The sequence below is a fragment of the Mesorhizobium sp. M7A.F.Ca.US.006.04.2.1 genome (genome assembly GCF_004022915.1).
Lineage (GTDB): Bacteria > Pseudomonadota > Alphaproteobacteria > Rhizobiales > Rhizobiaceae > Mesorhizobium > Mesorhizobium ciceri.
Map to the genome: position 1 here is coordinate 1 of NZ_RZQA01000033.1, position 15,905 is coordinate 15,905.

The window sequence follows — 15,905 nt, forward strand, 5'->3', positions numbered from 1 at the left end:
TGTCGCCGCCCGCACCGCCGATATCCTTTACGAGCGCTGCGTGGAGGCCCGCATGCTGGAGCAGATCGATCCGGACCGTCCCTCGCCCGGCATAGTCATCCCCTTCCACTCGCCCTCTCCCGACGAAGCCGACCGCCAGGGCGCGGAATTCACCGGATCGACGGTGACCACGCAGATGTTCTGGGATTCCGATCTCGGCAAGACGATCGAGACCGCGGCCTATTCGCTTTACCGGCGCAAGAATCCCGAACTGGAGAAGAAGATCGACGCCGTCATCGACATGTATGGCAGGCTGCAGCAGGAGGACGGCTATCTCTCCAGCTGGTACCAACGCATCCAGCCCGGCAAGCGCTGGACCAATCTGCGCGACTGCCACGAGCTCTATTGCGCCGGCCATCTGATCGAGGGCGCGGTCGCCTACTACCAGGCGACGGGAAAACGCAAGCTGCTCGATATCATGTGCCGCTATGCCGACCACATCGCGTCGGTACTCGGCCCGGAGCCCGGCAAGAAGAAGGGCTATTGCGGCCACGAGGAGATCGAGCTGGCGCTGGTCAAGCTGGCACGGGTGACCGGCGAGCGGAAATATATGGAGTTGGCCAGATACTTCATCGACCAGCGCGGTCAGCAGCCGCATTATTTCGACGAGGAGGCCCGCGCCCGCGGCGCCGACCCGAAGGCCTATCATTTCAAGACCTATGAATACAGCCAGTCGCATATCCCGGTGCGAGAACAGAACAAGGTCGTCGGCCATGCTGTCAGGGCGATGTACCTCTATTCCGGCATGGCCGATATCGCGACCGAATATGGCGATGATACGCTGCGAGCAGCACTCGACCTTCTGTGGGACGATCTCACCACCAAGAGTCTCTACATCACTGGCGGACTGGGGCCGTCGGCGCACAATGAGGGCTTCACCAGCGACTACGACCTGCCCAACGAAAGCGCCTATGCCGAGACCTGTGCGGCGGTCGGCTTGGTGTTCTGGGCCAGCCGCATGCTCGGCATGGGGCCGAACGCGCGCTACGCCGACATGATGGAACGCGCCCTCTACAACGGTTCGATCTCGGGCCTGTCGCTCGACGGCTCGCTGTTTTTCTACGAGAATCCATTGGAAAGCCGGGGCAAGCACAACAGGTGGAAGTGGCACCGCTGCCCGTGCTGCCCGCCCAATATCGGGCGCATGGTCGCCTCGATCGGCAGCTATTTCTACAGCCTGGCCGACGATGCGCTGGCCGTCCACCTCTATGGCGACTCGACCGCGCGCTTCGATATATCGGGCGTCCCGGTGAGCCTGACGCAGGTCAGCAGCTATCCCTGGGACGGCGCCGTCGACATCATGCTCGAACCGCGGGCGCCGGTCGAGTTCACTTTGCACCTGCGCATTCCCGCCTGGAGCGCCAGTGCCGGGTTGAAGATAAACGGCGAAGCCATCAGGCTGGCGGATATCACCAGCGACGGCTACGCCGCGATCAAGCGGACATGGAAAAAGGGCGACAATGTCCGGCTCGATCTCGAAATGCCGATCGAGCGGCTTTATGCCAACCCGCAGGTGCGCCAGGATGCTGGTCGCGTCGCGCTGTCACGCGGCCCGCTGATCTATTGCTTCGAGGCATCAGACAATGACAGCCAGCCGCATCGCCTGACGCTGCCGCGGACGGCCACCATCGAAGCGCAGCACCGGCCGGAACTTCTCGGCGGCGTGGTGACGCTGTCGACCGCGGCACTTGCCGATGTCTCCGACGGCTGGCAGGACGGGCTCTACAGGCCCGAGCCGCCGGCCACCGCCGAGACGCGACTGACCGCCATTCCCTATTTCGCCTGGGACAACCGCGAGCCCGGCGAGATGCTGGTATGGCTCAGGGACGGCTGAACGAGGTCGGTGTATCGGCGATGACCGATCCAAGCTCAGCCGCGGTCGATGCCGCGGTTTCGGGCTTTTGGTCCATATAGCGCAGACGCAGGCGCAGGAATGGCGCCTCGACGCAGGTATAGCTGAGATAGCCGATCGGGATCGTCGCCACGAAGCACAATGCGGACCAGAGGCATGCGACGTAGAAATTGCTGATGCTCATGACATTCGTGTCTATGAACGCTGCCAATTGCATGACGAAGAACAGGTGCAGAAGATAGATCGAATAGCTGTAGGCCCCAGCCTTCTCCAGTACCCTGAATGGCGGGCTTGTTCGCTTTCTCGAAAAGCTCGTGTCGTAGTAGGCGATGCCGAATGAATAGGCTGCCGCCTCCAGGGTCGGCAGGATGATCCATATCCAATGAGGCGACGGATAGCGGCCCAGTTGGTAAAATCCGCCGGCTGCATCGAACCACCAGAAGAACCCCGAAAAAGCCATGAGCACGGCCAGCGCCAGCCAGTGTTGGTTCTTCGCGTGGGCACGCAGGTGAAAGGCAAGAATGCCGGCCAGGAACTGATCCGCTTGGCCTATGATGGTTGCGGACGCCGCCGACTGCACTTCGCCGATCTGCACATACAGGACGGACCTCAGCACAATGGCTGCCGCGATGAACAGCAAGGGCGCGAACACAAACCGCCTGGATACCATCAGCAAGAACGGCAGCAACAGGTAGAAGTGCGCTTCGATCGTTATCGACCAGCCGCCGTTCGGGAGGGTGGGAAAAAGAAACCCCAATCCGACGCCCGTGAAATACCCGTCGAGGGACTGGCCGGCCACGTACCTGCGGCAGGCCTCGATGCATAGCATGGCCAGGAGAAGCGGAAGCAGCCTGAGGGCCCTGTTGGCAAAGAAGGGCAGATAGTTGATCTGCTTTCCATCGAGCAGCTTGGCGAACAGGTAGCCGGAAAGCGCCATGAACAGGGAAACGCCAGTATGCCCTTCATCCAGAACGCTGAAGATAGGAAGAGCCGGCACGAAGTCATAAGGCACGGGGCCTTCAGGAGAAGCATGAAGGAAATGCCAGGTAAAGACAAGAAAAGCCGCCAGGCCACGAACATGATCCAGCGCTGGGTAGTGCTCTCCGGTCGAGGATTTCATGATTGGCCCACGCGCACCGTGTCCTGCGCCGGTGTTCAGGTCATCGTTGGCCCAGAACTGTTTTCAATTCATTAAACCTTCACTGCGGAGACTTCCGAAATCAGAGATTTGCTTCGCAAGGTGCTGTGGCCTGCAAGCATCCGGAGCCAAACACGACTGAAGCGTGCCGCGTCTGAGCGGATCACTTCTGGGCGGATCACTTCTGGGCGACGGTCAGCCCGATCTCTTCCGCCACCAGTTCCTGCAGCCGCCACAGATTGCGGTCGCGGATGCCGCAGGCTTCGAGGTGGCGGATCGTCTCGAATAGATATTGCGCGCCCGAGCCCCAATGACCGACGGCTGTCACCAGCGTCGCCGCGATCGCCTGCTTGTCGAGCTTGCCGGCATAACGCGGATTGGCGGGATCGACGACGAAGCCAAGCGCGCGACATGGGCCGCCTTCGGTCCTGACCTGCAGCCAGCGCGGCACGTTGACGGCGGGCAGGATGGTCATTTCGCGGCGCAGCAGCGCTTCGAGGTTGGCCGCCACCGGTTCCGCGATCTCGAACACCACGCCCTGGCACTGGCCGCCGCGATCGAGCGCCATCATCAAGCCGGGCTGCTCGACCGTGCCGCGAAAACGCTGCACCGTGAAGCAGAACGAACGATGCCAGCCGCTGGCCACCGCGCGTCCTCCGCCCCTCACCTCGCCGGCGGGCTTCCACAGCAGCGAGCCATAGGCAAATAGTTTCAGCGGCCCGGCCGGAGCGCCGGCCAGCACCTCGTCGCGGATACGCGCATAGTCGGCATCGGTCATGTGAACCATGCCCGGCGTCAGCCCGGCATCCTCGACAGCACGCATAGTGCGCGCGACCAACGCCTCGGTCAGCGCCATCGGCGTGTTGCGCGGCACGGACTTGCGCGGCGATATGGCAGAAATCGGCTGGTTCATTTCATACCCTCTACCGTCGCCGTCATGTTGCCGAAGGCAGAGGGATTCTCAAGGGTCCATGTGACCGGCGCAAAATTCAACGGCCGATGCCGGGCGGGTGACCCTCCCGCCCGGCATCCAATCATTCTAGTGCTTGGTGCTCTTGCCGCCGATGGGGATGCGCCTCATCTTGTTCTGTGCCTTCTCGGATTTCGGCAAGGTGACGAACAGCACGCCGTTGCGGAAATCGGCAGCGACCTTGTCTTCTTCGACTTCGAAGCCGATCGGAATGCGACGTTCGAAGCGGCCGTAGAATCGCTCGGAGAACTGACGTTCCTTGTCGTCGGTTTCGGCGTGTTTTTCACCGCGCAACGTCAGGACGCCGTCATCGAGCAACACCTCGATGTCCTTTTCCTCCATGCCGGGTATCTCGGCGGTCACGCGGATTTCCTTGTCCGTTTCCGAGATTTCCACGCTAGGCCAGCCACCGCCCGCTGAAGAGAGCCTGCCCAAGGATGGAAGACGTGAACCGAAACCGCGGAACATGTCGTCAACAAGGCGGTTCATCTCGCGATGCAGGCTCATGAATGGGTCCTGATCGCGGTCGCCTGAGAGGGTCGGAACCTGGTTTGGATCGCGACCCCATGGCATCAGATCACGAATGGTCATTGCATTTGCTCCTTTCTTGATCCTGTCTATCGTTCGTTTGCATGCTCTGGTTGCCATGCTCGGACGATGCGCGTCTGCGCCATTGGCGCTCCCGTCCAGTTGGGAACGCCTGGATCAGTGGCGGGGGCTCGCGCACCTGAGCCTGCCCGAGGGCCACCGCCCCTGACCCGCGCGGCGCCCGTGAAGCCGGCGCCTCGTCGGCACTGGTGCGGAGGATTTTGGACTCCGTCGCGGGTGGGTCAAGACCTCGTAATGTAATGTGATTGGTGCATGCAGGTGCCTGCGTCACCGGTGCTGTCCACATCAGTCGTGCCCTTCGATCGGCATGTCGCGAAACAGTGGTCAACCGCCGGCTTGATGTCTGCTGGACCGGAGCCGCCTCGGCGTCAACGCGCGGCTGGTCGGCTGGATCGGCGGTCTCGAGGACAGGGAACAATGCCGCTGGCAGGCCGTTCTGTTCCTTGCCGGAGGATGCCATGAACGACGCGTCGGCACAGCCCGCTGGCCCCGTCCTTTCATCGGCGGAGCGTGTCAACACGCTGTCGCATTTTCACCGCGCCGAGATCGCTCGCATGGCGGGATGGCGCGACCGGCTGGACAGGACAACCAACTGGGCAATCACGGTGGTGGCGGCGCTGCTTTCGGTATCGCTGTCGACGGCCAGTGCGCATCACGGCGTGCTGCTTTTCGCCATGCTGCTGATCTTGCTGCTGCTATGGATCGAGGCGCGCCGCTATCGGTTCTTCGATTTCTATCGGGCGCGCGTACGCCAGTTCGAGCGCCACTATTTCGCGCAGATCTTTTCCCCACAGCCCGACTTTGCCTCGGACTGGCTGCTCATCGTCGGGGAAGGCCTACGCGCGCCGAAGTTCCTGCTGTCGCAGCGCGTCGCGCTAGCCCGTCGGCTGCGGCGAAATTACATCTACCTGTTCCTGATCCTCTTGCTGGCCTGGGTGCTCAAGATATCCACGCCCAGCCTTCAAACCGTGGGCGTCAGGACCGGCTTTGCCGGTTCGCTTCGCGAAGCCGTAGACAGCGCCGCCCTTGGCCCCGTTCCCGGTGTGGCGATCGTGGTTGTCGTGGCCGCATTCTATGTCGGGTTGCTTGCCATCGTCTTTTTCACGGCCGATAACGACGGCGAACTGTCCTTTGGCGACGTGCATGTTTGACGTTGATGCCCGGCAACACGCCGCTGCAACCAAACGGCGGCCCGCGCGCTGAAATGGTCGGTCCGCCGAGACGTTTGAGGGAACGGAACTTCGCGCCTAGATGCCGAAGAACTGCTTGCCAACCATGTAACCCAGTGCCGCCACGACCAGCGGAAACAGCGCCGGCGCGGCTTTGCCCAGAAGGGAGACCTGCGGGTCCTTCGCCGGCGTATGACGTGCATTGCCGAGATTCTTGGTCATTGCTTGCCTCAGGTTCGAAAGACTCATTAGCAAATGCTGATTAACAGCATGGCCGCATTAACGGCTTGATAGGAAATCAACTCTGATCAGATGCAAATTCTAATGATCGGCACATGGACGGCAAAGACGCGCTGCCCTATTTGGCGGCGTTCGAAGCATTGACGGGGACGCGCGGCCGTTCGCGGCAATCGACAAAAACACGCCCGAACAACAAGATGGCTCAGGAACGCGATTTAGCAGGTGAGCGCCAGCTCCGAAGCCGGTGCAGTTCATCCGCCGCCTCGCCCGAGCTTCGTGTTGATAGCTCGGGGTCGAACGCATGTCCGCGGCGTAGGCAGGCCGCCTCCCGTCAAAAAATTCGCAAACCAATGTCGGACTGGCTAGGCTTCGTCCGTCCTTGGGGTATCGAACAGGCATTCATGAAAGGATCCAGCAATGCCCGGCACCGTACGTTTGCACCGCGTTCTGACGACCAGCCCGGAAAAGGTCTATCGCGCCTTCGTTGAAGCGGACGCGCTGGCCAAGTGGCTTCCGCCAAACGGCTTCACCTGCACGGTCCATAATTTCGAGGCAAAGGTCGGAGGCACGTTCAAGATGTCGTTCCGCAATTTCACCACCGGCGACAGCCACGCCTTCGGCGGCGAATACCTTGAACTCGTTCCGGGCGAGCGCCTGCTCTACACCGACAGGTTCGACGATCCCAACCTGCCCGGCGAGATACGGGTGACCGTGGTCTTGAAAAAAGTGTCGGTCGGCACTGAAATCGACATCACCCAGGCCGGCATTCCGGACGTCATTCCGGTCGAGGCCTGCTATCTCGGCTGGCAGGAATCGCTCAGAAACCTGGCAAAGCTCGTCGAGCCCGAGATCAATCAATAGGCTGCGGATGGCCGGGAGAACGGCCGTTTCTGGCCTGCCGAAGCCTGAAACTTGGACTGTGGCGGGAACTGCCCTTTGTCGCTAGCAATTCATCATTGCGGCACCCCTGTGCCTGGACGTGTCGATGAAGAATGCAGCGGAGGTTGAAAAAGCATGACTCTGACCAACCGAGACATCGTCGAGTTGACGGCGTGGCGGCGCCAGCTGCACCAGTATCCGGAAATCTCGAATGAAGAGGAGAAGACGGCAAAGGAGGTCGTCGCCTTCCTCGCCGATACGGGGCCGGACAAGGTGCTGACACAGCTCGGCGGGCACGGCGTCGCGGTCACATATGACAGCGGCAAAGCAGGGCCGACGGTGCTGTTCCGTTCGGAACTCGATGCCTTGCCTATCGAAGAACTTTCAGGCGTGCCGCATGCGTCGCGCGTGCCGGGCAAGTCGCATATGTGCGGCCATGACGGACACACCGCCATCCTGGCATCCCTCGGCCGGCAGTTGGGGCGCGAGCGGCCTGCAAGCGGCCGCGTCGTGCTGATGTTCCAGCCGGCGGAGGAAACCGGCAATGGCGCAGCCGGCGTCGTTGCCGATCCCCGCTTCGGCGAGATCGCGCCGGATTTCGCTTTCTCGCTGCACAACCTGCCTGGCGTGCCGTTCGGCGAGGTGCGGCTCAAGCCCGGCGTGGTCAACTGTGCGTCACGCGGCATGCGCATCGTGCTGGAGGGCAAGACCGCCCATTCGTCCATGCCGGAGACCGGCACCTCGCCGATGCTGGCGATCAGTGAGCTGATGCCGGCGCTGCCGGCGCTCGGGCGCGGAACCTTCGCCGACGACGACTTCTCCATGCTGACCGTCACCCATGCCGCGATGGGCGAGGCCGTGTTCGGCATCGCGCCTGCTCATGCGCAGGTGTGGGCAACGCTGCGCACCCGGCGTGACGAGCGCATGGCGAACCTTTGCGCTGCTGCCGAAGCACTGGTCGCCAGGATCGCCGGCGAGCATCGCCTTACCGCCCGCTGGGACTATCACGAGATCTTCGTCGCCAGCGTCAACGCGCCGGACGCGGTGGAGCATCTGCGGCGCGCGCTCGATGAAGAGGGCGTATCGCACGGCGAAGAGGCCCTGCCGATGCGCGCCTCGGAAGATTTCGGCCTGTTCGGCCATAGTGCCAAGTCGGCGATGTTCTTCCTCGGTGCGGGCGAGCGGCACCCCGCCTTGCACAATCCCGACTATGACTTTCCCGACGACCTGATCCCGATCGGGTCGAGGATCTTCATGCGCACGGCACGCAATCTCCTGGGCTGACCTCCGCCAACTCCAACGCCGAAAGGAACATGCAATGCCAAAGATACCGAAGAACACGATTTGCCTTTGGTTCGACAAGGACGCCGAGGCTGCGGCGCGCTTCTACGCAGAGACCTTTCCCGACACCAGCGTGGGCGCCGTTCACCGTGCGCCGAGCGATTTTCCGTCCGGCAAGAAAGGCGACGTGTTGACGGTCGAATTTACCGTCGCCGGCATTCCCTGCATCGGATTGAACGGCGGCTCCACATTCAAGCAGAACGAGGCCTTCTCGTTCCAGATCGCCACCGACGATCAGCAGGAAACCGACCGCTACTGGAATGCCATCGTCGGCAATGGCGGCCAGGAGAGCGTGTGCGGCTGGTGCAAGGACAAATGGGGCGTGTCCTGGCAAATCACGCCGCGCACGCTGACCGAGGCCATGGCGGCCGGCGGCGAGGAAGCCAAACGCGCCTTTGATGCGATGATGGAGATGACGAAGATCGACGTCGCGGCGATCGACGCAGCCCGGCGCGGCTGACCTCGATCGCGGCTGAGTTGCTATCTGACCTTGATGACGACCTTGCCCTTGGCGCGTCCTGTTTCGACATAGGCCAGCGCCTCATTGGTCGCCTCGAAGGGAAATATCCGGTCGACGACCGGGCGGATCGCGCCGGATTCGATGAGCGATGCGATCTTGCTCAGCTGCTCGCCCTGCGCCCACATGAAAAGGAACGAGAACGTCACGCCACGGCGCTTGGCTTTCGCTCGAATACCGCGGCTCAGCAGGCGAAGCACCAGCCTCAGCACCACGTTCAGTCCCTTCTCCCTGGCGAAGTCGGGATCCGGTGGGCCGGAGATGGAGATGAGCTTGCCACCCGGTTTCAGCACATTCAGTGATTTTTCAAGTGTCTTGGCGTCCTGGCTGTTCAAGACGACGTCGTAGCCCGAAAGGACTTTCTCGAAATCGTCTTTCCTGTAGTCGACGACGATATCGGCGCCGAGCCCCTTGACCAGACCGGCACTCGCCGCGCTGGCGGTGGTCGCAATGGTCGCGCCGAGATGCTTTGCCAGTTGGATGGCGAATGTCCCCACGCCGCCGGAACCAGCTTGAATGAAGACCTTCTGTCCCTTCTTCAGCTTGGCCCTTTCGACGAGCGCCTGCCAGGCGGTCAGGCCGACCAGCGGGATCGAGGCCGCCTCCTCCATGCTGAGGTTCCCGGGTTTCAGGGCCACGTCGGCTTCATCCATGGCTATGAACTCGGCGAACGTTCCGATCCGGCCATCGCGCGGCCGCGCATAGACGTCGTCGCCGAGTTTGAATTTGCGGACTTTCGATCCCACGCGCACAACCCTCCCGGCCACGTCGTGACCCAGGATGAAGGGCCGGCGATAGGGCAGGATCAGCTTGAACTCTCCGGTTTTGACCTTGGAATCGAGCAGGTTCACCGCCGCTGCGTGGACCTCGACCAGGACATCGCTGTCCCCGAGTTTCGGCTCCGGCATTTCGGCTAGCCGCAGAGTGCCGTTCTTGCTGTACTTGTCGACGACGAATGCCTTCATGGCAGTGACTTTCTGAGAGTGATTTTGGTGTGTCGCATGTGCGTGAAATCCTCTGCTCGCTGCGTTCAAACGGGCAGGCGGAATTGTTTCCGCAGGCTCTTGTCGAATATCCCAGCGGGAGCAAAGCGACGCAGCAGGCTGACCTGGCGCGCAGCCTTGCCGGCGGTGTAGCGCCGTTGCGGACGGGCATCGGTCGCTGCCTTGACGACCACTTGCGCCACCACTTCCGGCCGGTCGGCGACAGGCATCACGTCGCGAAGCAGCGCTTCCAGCGTAGCTCGGGCTTGATCGTATTCCTGCAACGGCGAATCCGGCTGGATCCCGTTCTGGTCGAAGACAGTACGAACGAATGCCGGCTCGATGACCGAAACGCGGATATTGAAGGCGCGAACCTCGTGGTCGAGCGATTCCGAATAGCCCTCAAGCGCGTGCTTGACCGCCGAATAATGCGCTGAATACGGCGCCGGCACCAGTCCCAGCACAGAGCCGATATTGATGATGTGCCCCTCGCCACGCTGCCGCATCGACGGCAGCACCGCATTGGTCATGCGGATGACGCCGAACAGATTGACGTCGAACAGAGCCTGCACCTGGGCAATCGAGAATTCCTCGGCGCCTCCAAGCTGGCCGACCCCGGCATTATTGACCAAGAGGTCGATCCGGCCGGTCTGCGAGAGCACCGTCGAAACGAGTGCGGCAACGGCCTCACTGTCGGTCACGTCGCAGATCAGCATGGTCACCCCGTCCGGATCGTTGCCGGCCTTGCGCCGGCTGGTTCCGAAGACGGTGAACCCGGCCCGCGCAAGGGCTTCGGCACTGGCGCGGCCGATGCCCGAAGAGGCTCCGGTCACAACAGCGGTTTTTCCGGCATTCGTTTTCATTTCGTGCTCCAAACTCATGGGGGCTAGCTTTTTTGCATCTGTTAAATTACAGTCGTAATATCAGATTATGATCATAATGCAATAGCAGAAAGGAATAGCAGCCATGCGCTACGAAAAGGGCAGGAAGGACGCCTCGCGCGGCCGGATCCTGGAGGTCGCCGCGGAACGCTTTCGGAAAAACGGCATAGCGGCGTCCGGACTGGCAACCATCATGGGCGACGCCGGGCTGACGAACGGGGCTTTCTATCCCCACTTTCAATCAAAGGCGGCGCTTGTCCGTGAAACGGTCGCTGCAGCTCTCGAGGATCAGTCCGACGAGATACGGCAAGCATTGGCCTCCGGCGGCTTGGCAATGGCCATAGACACATATCTGTCGGCGGCGCATCGGGATAACCCCGGGAAGGGCTGCGCCTCTGCCGCCTTGCTGGCGGAAATCGCCCGTGAGCCACCCGAAACGCGTCAGCTTTATACCGAGCGTTTGCTGACCCAGGTGCACCAGGTGTCGGTAGAGCTGCCGCCGCAAACTCCTGATCCGGAGGGCGTTGCGTTCGCTATCTTTGCGACCCTCATTGGCACGCTTCAGCTGGCCCGTGCCGTGGAGGGAACGGAATTGTCGGATCGTATCCTTGCGGCAGGGAAAGCTGCGGCGCGCGCGCTGATCGAGCAGAGTTAAGGGCGTACCACGCGTGGGCACGTCAAAGTTATTCTCATGCGGTGTGACGCCCAGCCCCGCATCGGCCCCTTGGCAGGAACAGCACCGCCCGTATGATGGTCAGATGCGCGCCCGCTCTTCAGTGCCCGGTGCCGCGACCGAAGGACCTGGCGTCCTTGGCCAGCACCAGCTCGGCATCGTCGGTAACATAGCTGACATAGCGATAGTCGCGGATGAAGCTGATCTGACCTTCTCGCCACTCCAGCCACATGAAATGACGCGGTTTCTGGTCGGCATGGCTTTCGAACACAGCGATCACCTCGCGGCCGTCGAGCCAGGCCGGCGTCAGCCACACGCGGTCGCTTTTGGCGTAGATCGTGAAGAACACGCCGACATCCGCCGCACCCGAGCGCGGCGCATGCAGGGACTGATGAAGCCTGACGTCGTCGGCAAGCAGGGCGCGCAAGCCGTCCCAATCCCGCTGGTTGAACAGGGTCGCATAACGGACCACGGCGGCCGACGCGATACGCGCATCGGGAGCCGAACTGGCCTGCGCACTGACTTCCCTAAGCCGGGCGCGGCCGCGCGCCAAGTGCCCTTTCACCGCATCGACCGTGATGCCGAGCAAAGCAGCGATCTCGGCCAGCGGCTCGTCGAGCACATCTCTGAGGATGACGACGCTGCGCTGGAGCAGCGGAAGCTCCGCGAAGCGCGACACTGCGGTCTGTATAGCTTGCCTGCGCATCAGCGTCTCCACCGGGTCGGCTTTGGTGTCGTCGGCAATTTCAAGCGCCGCCTCGATAGGCTCCGCCGCGCGGATCGCGCGGCTGCGCAGCAGGTCAAGCGCACGGTTGTGGGCGACGCGGAACAGCCAGGGCCTGAGCTGCGGCACCTCGCCCAGCTCATTCAGCGCAACGAAGGCCCGCGCAAACGTGTCCTGCACGACATCCTCGCCGTCGATGACCGAGCCCATCAGGCGCGCGCAATAGCGGTGCAGCTCTGGCCGCATCGCGGCGGCAAGGGCAAGCAGCCCTTCCCGTCGGTCGCGGTCCACGGCAGGATCTCGTTCGCTCAAGCCGCAGCCCCCTCCATCACGGTTACGCCCGCGTCGCCATTGAGGCCGAAGACGATGCCCTCCGCATATTGCGGGTCTTCCAGCACGGAAACCACCCTGTCGCCGAAGGTCCGGGGCGGCATCGGCGCACCGAAGCGGGTGACGAATTGTTCGGGCGTGATGCCCATGGATCCGGAATAGGCGCCGGCCGCCGCATCGCCTGTTCCGGTGCCGAGGATCATCTGCCGCGGCACGATCGCCTGAAAGCGGATGCCGAGCTTCTTCTCCAGCGAAACGCCATTGGCGTACTTCGCCATGAACCACAGCATGCGCTTGGCGCCGCCATAGCCCCCCGACAACTGCGACCCGGTGACGGCGGCACCGCTCGATCCCACCAGAACACGGCTGCCCGGCTTGAGCGGCAGGTTGAGCGCCGCCTGCAGCCAGTATAGCCCGGCCTTGACGTCGGTTTCCCAGGCGATTGAAAAATCTTCCCAGCTCAGTTGGTCCAACCGGCCCATCCGGGGCGTGGCACCAGCATTCAGGACCACGACGTCAGGACGAACCTCGCTAAGAATGCGATAGGCCGCGCCCTCCTCCGCAACGTCGGCGCGGATAGTGGCGACCCCAAGCCGCGCACCGACCGCATCCAGCGCCTCGACGCCACGGGCAACGACGGTCACGCTGGCGCCCTGTTCGACCAGCGCCTCGACCAATCCGAGGCCAAGCCCACGGCTGCCACCGGTGACCACGATTTCTTTATTCCTGAGGCTCATCGACCCTGCTCCTTAGCTTCACTGTAGCTAAGACGTTTGAGGGTCGGAAAAAGAGCCAAGGTTTGGCGAGGCGCGCTGTCGCGGCGACGATCCGCGACATGCCGGCAATACTGGCGATCGGGCGGAAAGCTGCCTGTCCGCTTTCGGCCTAAAATGCGATGCCCGATATTGGACGCAGTAAGGTTAGAGGCTGCCGGCGATGAAAGCGCTGCCGGTCCATGCTGCGGCATCCCAGCCGGATATGTTCAGAAGTCGAGAGCGACCATCATGCCGCGGACTTCGGCCATTTCCAGCAGCAGGTCTTGGAGTCTTTCGTCCAGTGCGGCACCGGTCAGCGCCAGAAGCTCGGTGACGCTCTCTCTCATCGATATGACGGCGGCGCCTGTCTTCTCGGCGAGCAGCCGTCCGATGGCAGCTCGGATCAGGTCGTCCTGATCAGACATTGCTTCACCTCCCAACGCACTGCAACCTCCCCTTGCTTTCCATGCCTCACCGCCGCTTTCGACAACAGGGCGTGATTTCCCATACCGTATGATTTTTGATGCGACATCGGGCAGCTTTGCTCATGCCAGCAGATCGTCTCGATGAGCCCGCCAGTCGTTCAACACCGACAATGAGGGCAGGAGCGAAAAATGGCCGGGCTGGACCGTTTCAACCGCTGCAAGCAGTGCCAGAGGCACTTCGTGCCGATAAAGCCCAATGCACACGCCCCCTTTGGCCGTTGCCGGCAATTCCGTGACGGTGTCGAAAATCGAAAACGTACCCGTTGGCTCTTCCACGATTTCGAAACGCCCCACCCCAAACCTCCCTCTGCACAAAAGTAGCGACCAACGCGGACATCCCCCTAGTGGTTCCCTAGGCTGGCAGTTTTTTTCGCGCCTTGGTTGTAGCGCATGCCGGCAGGACAGTCATGCCCGCAGGGCGCGCAATCAAAAATCGCTACGCACATTTTAAATCTTGACGCGTGTCAATTTTTTATAAAACATGCGCAAATGCCGGCATGGCATCGGCCGGCGCTCTGGGAGGAGCAATGCCTGACATCGAAAAGCGCCCGAACCGGGGCTGCAGTCCGCACATCCGCAGGCTGGCAGCAGTCCGTTGGCGGATCGTCGCGCCAGGGGCCGGGGTCGCTTGCGCGCCGTCGGACATTGCAGTCGCCGGACGGCGACATTGATGCAGCCCATAAACAATCAGGAGGAGGAAAAACCATGCGCATGTTCAATTGCCTGAAACTCGGCACGAGCCTGCTTGGCGCCGGCATGCTTGCAACCATCGTCTCGGCACCCGCCCAGGCCGAGGATACGGCGAAAGTCGCGGCCATCGTCAAAGGCCTCGACAATCCATTCTTCCAGACCATGCAGAAGGGCATCGAGGAGCAGGCCAAGGCCAACGGCGTCAGTGTCAGCGTCCAGGCCGCCGCCAACATGGGTGACGCCACCGGCCAGGCCGACCGCCTGACCGCCATGGCCATGCAGGATTTCGATTGCTACCTGGTCAACCCGATCAGCGTCTCCAACCTCGTCCAGGCGCTGGTGCCGGTCGCCCAAAAGAAGAAGCCGATCGTCAACATCGACTCGACCATCGACCCCGAGCAGGCCAAGGCCGCCGGCTTTGCCGTCTCGACCTATATCGGCACCGACAACGTCGCCGCAGGCGTGCTGGCCGGCGAAGAGATGCTGAAGCTGGTGCCTAAGGGTTCCAAGGTCGCGCTGGTCGCCGGCATCGTCGGCGATGTCGGCTCCAACGCCCGCATCAAGGGCTTCAGGCAGGCCGTCGAAGGCAAGCTCGAAATCGTGGTGATGGTCAGCGCTGACTGGGATCGCGAAAAGGCGTTGACCGCCGCCACCGATATCCTCGCCGCCCATCCGGACCTCGCCGGCTTCTTCGCCGCCAACGACATCATGGCCCTTGGCGTCGAGCGCGCCGTGCGGACGTCGGGCAAGGACGTCAAGGTGATCGGCCTAGACGGCATTGTCGATGCGCTGAAGTCGATCGCATCAGGCGAACTCACCGCCACCGTCGCCCAATACCCCTATGTCGTCGGCGCCATGGGCGTCGAAGCCTGTGCGGTCGCGGCCAAGGGCAAGGAACTGCCGGCCAACGTGCCGGCACCTGTGCTGTTGATCAACAAGGACAATGCCGAAGCGTCGCTAAAGAATTTTCCGCGTCCCGGCGGCGACTATCCCGATCCCTTCCGCGAGATGCTGAAGTGAGCACACCTGCAGACAACGCGCCCGCCGCCGATTCGGCGGGTGCGGAGGAGAGCCGTCCCTCCCTGGCGGCTCTCCTCCTCGATCCCTCCTTCTGGGCCGACTGGGCATCCGTCGTCGGCCTGGTCGGCCTCGTCATCGTCTTCGGCATCGCCCAGCCGGTCTTTCTCAGCGTCGCCAATCTGCAGGCGCTGCTGCTGGCGGCTGCGATCCTGGTCGTGCTGTCGATCGGCCAGACCTTCGTCATCGCCACCTCGGGCATCGATCTGTCGTTGGCGGCAGCCGTCATGCTCGGCGCCATCATCCTCGGCCTCGTCAATGCCGCCGGCCACGGCATCTTCATCGCCTGCGTGCTCGCGATTCTCGCCACCAGCGCGGTGGGCTTCCTCAACGGGCTGATCATCACAGCAGGCAAAATCCCCGATTTCGTGGTGACGCTCGGCACGCTGTCGGGCATCACTGGCCTTGGCCTCATCCTGTCGGGCGGTGAACCGACCATGGTCGGCTCGACCTTCCTGCTCAGGCTCGCTTCCGGCTCGTTCGGACCGTTCGGCTATCCCGTATGGGTGGCGATCGCAGCCGTCATCGTCGCCCCTATCGCGCTCGACCACAC

At 62.4% G+C, this 15,905-nt stretch carries 17 protein-coding genes and 1 pseudogene; 8 read left to right on the top strand and 10 right to left on the bottom strand.

Annotated elements, in window-relative coordinates; all coding sequences use genetic code 11:
• Positions 1-1,873, top strand: a 1,873-nt coding sequence (locus EN925_RS03455; RefSeq protein WP_164894121.1) for a glycoside hydrolase family 127 protein, incomplete at its 5' end; no start/stop codon positions are given.
• Here the strand turns inward: EN925_RS03455 and EN925_RS03460 are convergent.
• The 3 genes from EN925_RS03460 to EN925_RS03470 all read right to left on the bottom strand — a co-directional run bounded on the left by EN925_RS03460 (position 1,860) and on the right by EN925_RS03470 (position 4,590).
• Entirely contained in the window at positions 1,860-3,011 is a 1,152-nt protein-coding gene (locus EN925_RS03460; protein WP_128336345.1) for an acyltransferase, read from the bottom strand. The two genes, EN925_RS03455 and EN925_RS03460, sit on opposite strands and share 14 nt — an antisense overlap.
• 196 nt (positions 3,012-3,207) lie before the next feature.
• Positions 3,208-3,942, bottom strand: a complete 735-nt coding sequence (locus EN925_RS03465) for a gamma-glutamylcyclotransferase (protein ID WP_127385452.1) — start codon at positions 3,940-3,942, stop codon at positions 3,208-3,210.
• 126 nt (positions 3,943-4,068) lie between these two features.
• On the bottom strand, positions 4,069-4,590 hold the full coding sequence (locus tag EN925_RS03470; RefSeq protein WP_127370606.1) for an Hsp20/alpha crystallin family protein: 522 nt from the start codon (positions 4,588-4,590) through the stop codon (positions 4,069-4,071).
• Positions 4,591-5,066: 476 nt separating this feature from the next.
• On the opposite strand from EN925_RS03470, the gene EN925_RS03475 reads away from it, so the two are divergent.
• On the top strand, positions 5,067-5,759 hold the full coding sequence (locus EN925_RS03475) for a DUF2270 domain-containing protein (protein WP_013530519.1): 693 nt from the start codon (positions 5,067-5,069) through the stop codon (positions 5,757-5,759).
• Positions 5,760-5,855: 96 nt separating this feature from the next.
• On the opposite strand, the gene EN925_RS03480 is transcribed toward EN925_RS03475, so the two are convergent.
• A complete protein-coding gene (locus EN925_RS03480; RefSeq protein WP_013530518.1) occupies positions 5,856-5,999 on the bottom strand; it encodes a hypothetical protein in 144 nt (47 codons plus the stop codon).
• Positions 6,000-6,434: 435 nt separating this feature from the next.
• On the opposite strand from EN925_RS03480, the gene EN925_RS03485 reads away from it, so the two are divergent.
• The 3 genes from EN925_RS03485 (at position 6,435) to EN925_RS03495 (ending at position 8,697) form a co-directional block, all read left to right on the top strand.
• Positions 6,435-6,878, top strand: a complete 444-nt coding sequence (locus tag EN925_RS03485; protein ID WP_013530517.1) for an SRPBCC family protein — start codon at positions 6,435-6,437, stop codon at positions 6,876-6,878.
• 153 nt (positions 6,879-7,031) lie between these two features.
• Complete coding sequence (locus EN925_RS03490; protein ID WP_013530516.1) at positions 7,032-8,180, top strand: amidohydrolase; 1,149 nt, start codon at positions 7,032-7,034, stop codon at positions 8,178-8,180.
• A gap of 43 nt (positions 8,181-8,223) precedes the next feature.
• Positions 8,224-8,697, top strand: a complete 474-nt coding sequence (locus EN925_RS03495) for a VOC family protein (protein WP_027160885.1) — start codon at positions 8,224-8,226, stop codon at positions 8,695-8,697.
• 20 nt (positions 8,698-8,717) lie between these two features.
• Here the strand turns inward: EN925_RS03495 and EN925_RS03500 are convergent, their stop codons facing one another.
• Together EN925_RS03500 and EN925_RS03505 are read right to left on the bottom strand one after the other, a co-directional pair.
• Positions 8,718-9,719 carry an NADP-dependent oxidoreductase gene (locus EN925_RS03500; RefSeq protein WP_127368835.1) on the bottom strand — a complete coding sequence of 334 codons (1,002 nt, stop codon included), beginning with the start codon at positions 9,717-9,719 and terminating at the stop codon, positions 8,718-8,720.
• A gap of 65 nt (positions 9,720-9,784) precedes the next feature.
• Positions 9,785-10,600, bottom strand: coding sequence for an oxidoreductase (locus EN925_RS03505; RefSeq protein WP_127368836.1), 816 nt, complete (start codon positions 10,598-10,600; stop codon positions 9,785-9,787).
• 103 nt (positions 10,601-10,703) lie between these two features.
• On the opposite strand from EN925_RS03505, the gene EN925_RS03510 reads away from it, so the two are divergent.
• A complete protein-coding gene (locus tag EN925_RS03510) occupies positions 10,704-11,273 on the top strand; it encodes a TetR/AcrR family transcriptional regulator (RefSeq protein WP_013530512.1) in 570 nt (189 codons plus the stop codon).
• Positions 11,274-11,391: 118 nt separating this feature from the next.
• Here the strand turns inward: EN925_RS03510 and EN925_RS03515 are convergent, their stop codons facing one another.
• The 4 genes from EN925_RS03515 to EN925_RS03530 all read right to left on the bottom strand — a co-directional run bounded on the left by EN925_RS03515 (position 11,392) and on the right by EN925_RS03530 (position 13,879).
• The gene (locus tag EN925_RS03515; RefSeq protein ID WP_245460951.1) at positions 11,392-12,261 is read right to left on the bottom strand and encodes a sigma-70 family RNA polymerase sigma factor; all 870 of its coding nucleotides are present in this window, start codon (positions 12,259-12,261) and stop codon (positions 11,392-11,394) included.
• 62 nt (positions 12,262-12,323) lie between these two features.
• Positions 12,324-13,082, bottom strand: coding sequence for an SDR family oxidoreductase (locus EN925_RS03520; RefSeq protein ID WP_063168676.1), 759 nt, complete (start codon positions 13,080-13,082; stop codon positions 12,324-12,326).
• Between the two features lie 245 nt (positions 13,083-13,327).
• Entirely contained in the window at positions 13,328-13,525 is a 198-nt protein-coding gene (locus tag EN925_RS03525; protein WP_013530509.1) for a hypothetical protein, read from the bottom strand.
• 120 nt (positions 13,526-13,645) lie between these two features.
• Positions 13,646-13,879: a hypothetical protein gene (locus tag EN925_RS03530; protein WP_013530508.1), complete on the bottom strand. Its 234-nt coding sequence runs from the start codon at positions 13,877-13,879 to the stop codon at positions 13,646-13,648.
• Between the two features lie 411 nt (positions 13,880-14,290).
• On the opposite strand from EN925_RS03530, the gene EN925_RS03535 reads away from it, so the two are divergent.
• Positions 14,291-15,295, top strand: coding sequence for a substrate-binding domain-containing protein (locus EN925_RS03535; RefSeq protein ID WP_013530507.1), 1,005 nt, complete (start codon positions 14,291-14,293; stop codon positions 15,293-15,295).
• Positions 15,292-15,905: pseudogene (locus EN925_RS03540) on the top strand (ABC transporter permease); the annotation flags it as partial. The gene EN925_RS03535 and the pseudogene EN925_RS03540, both read left to right, overlap by 4 nt.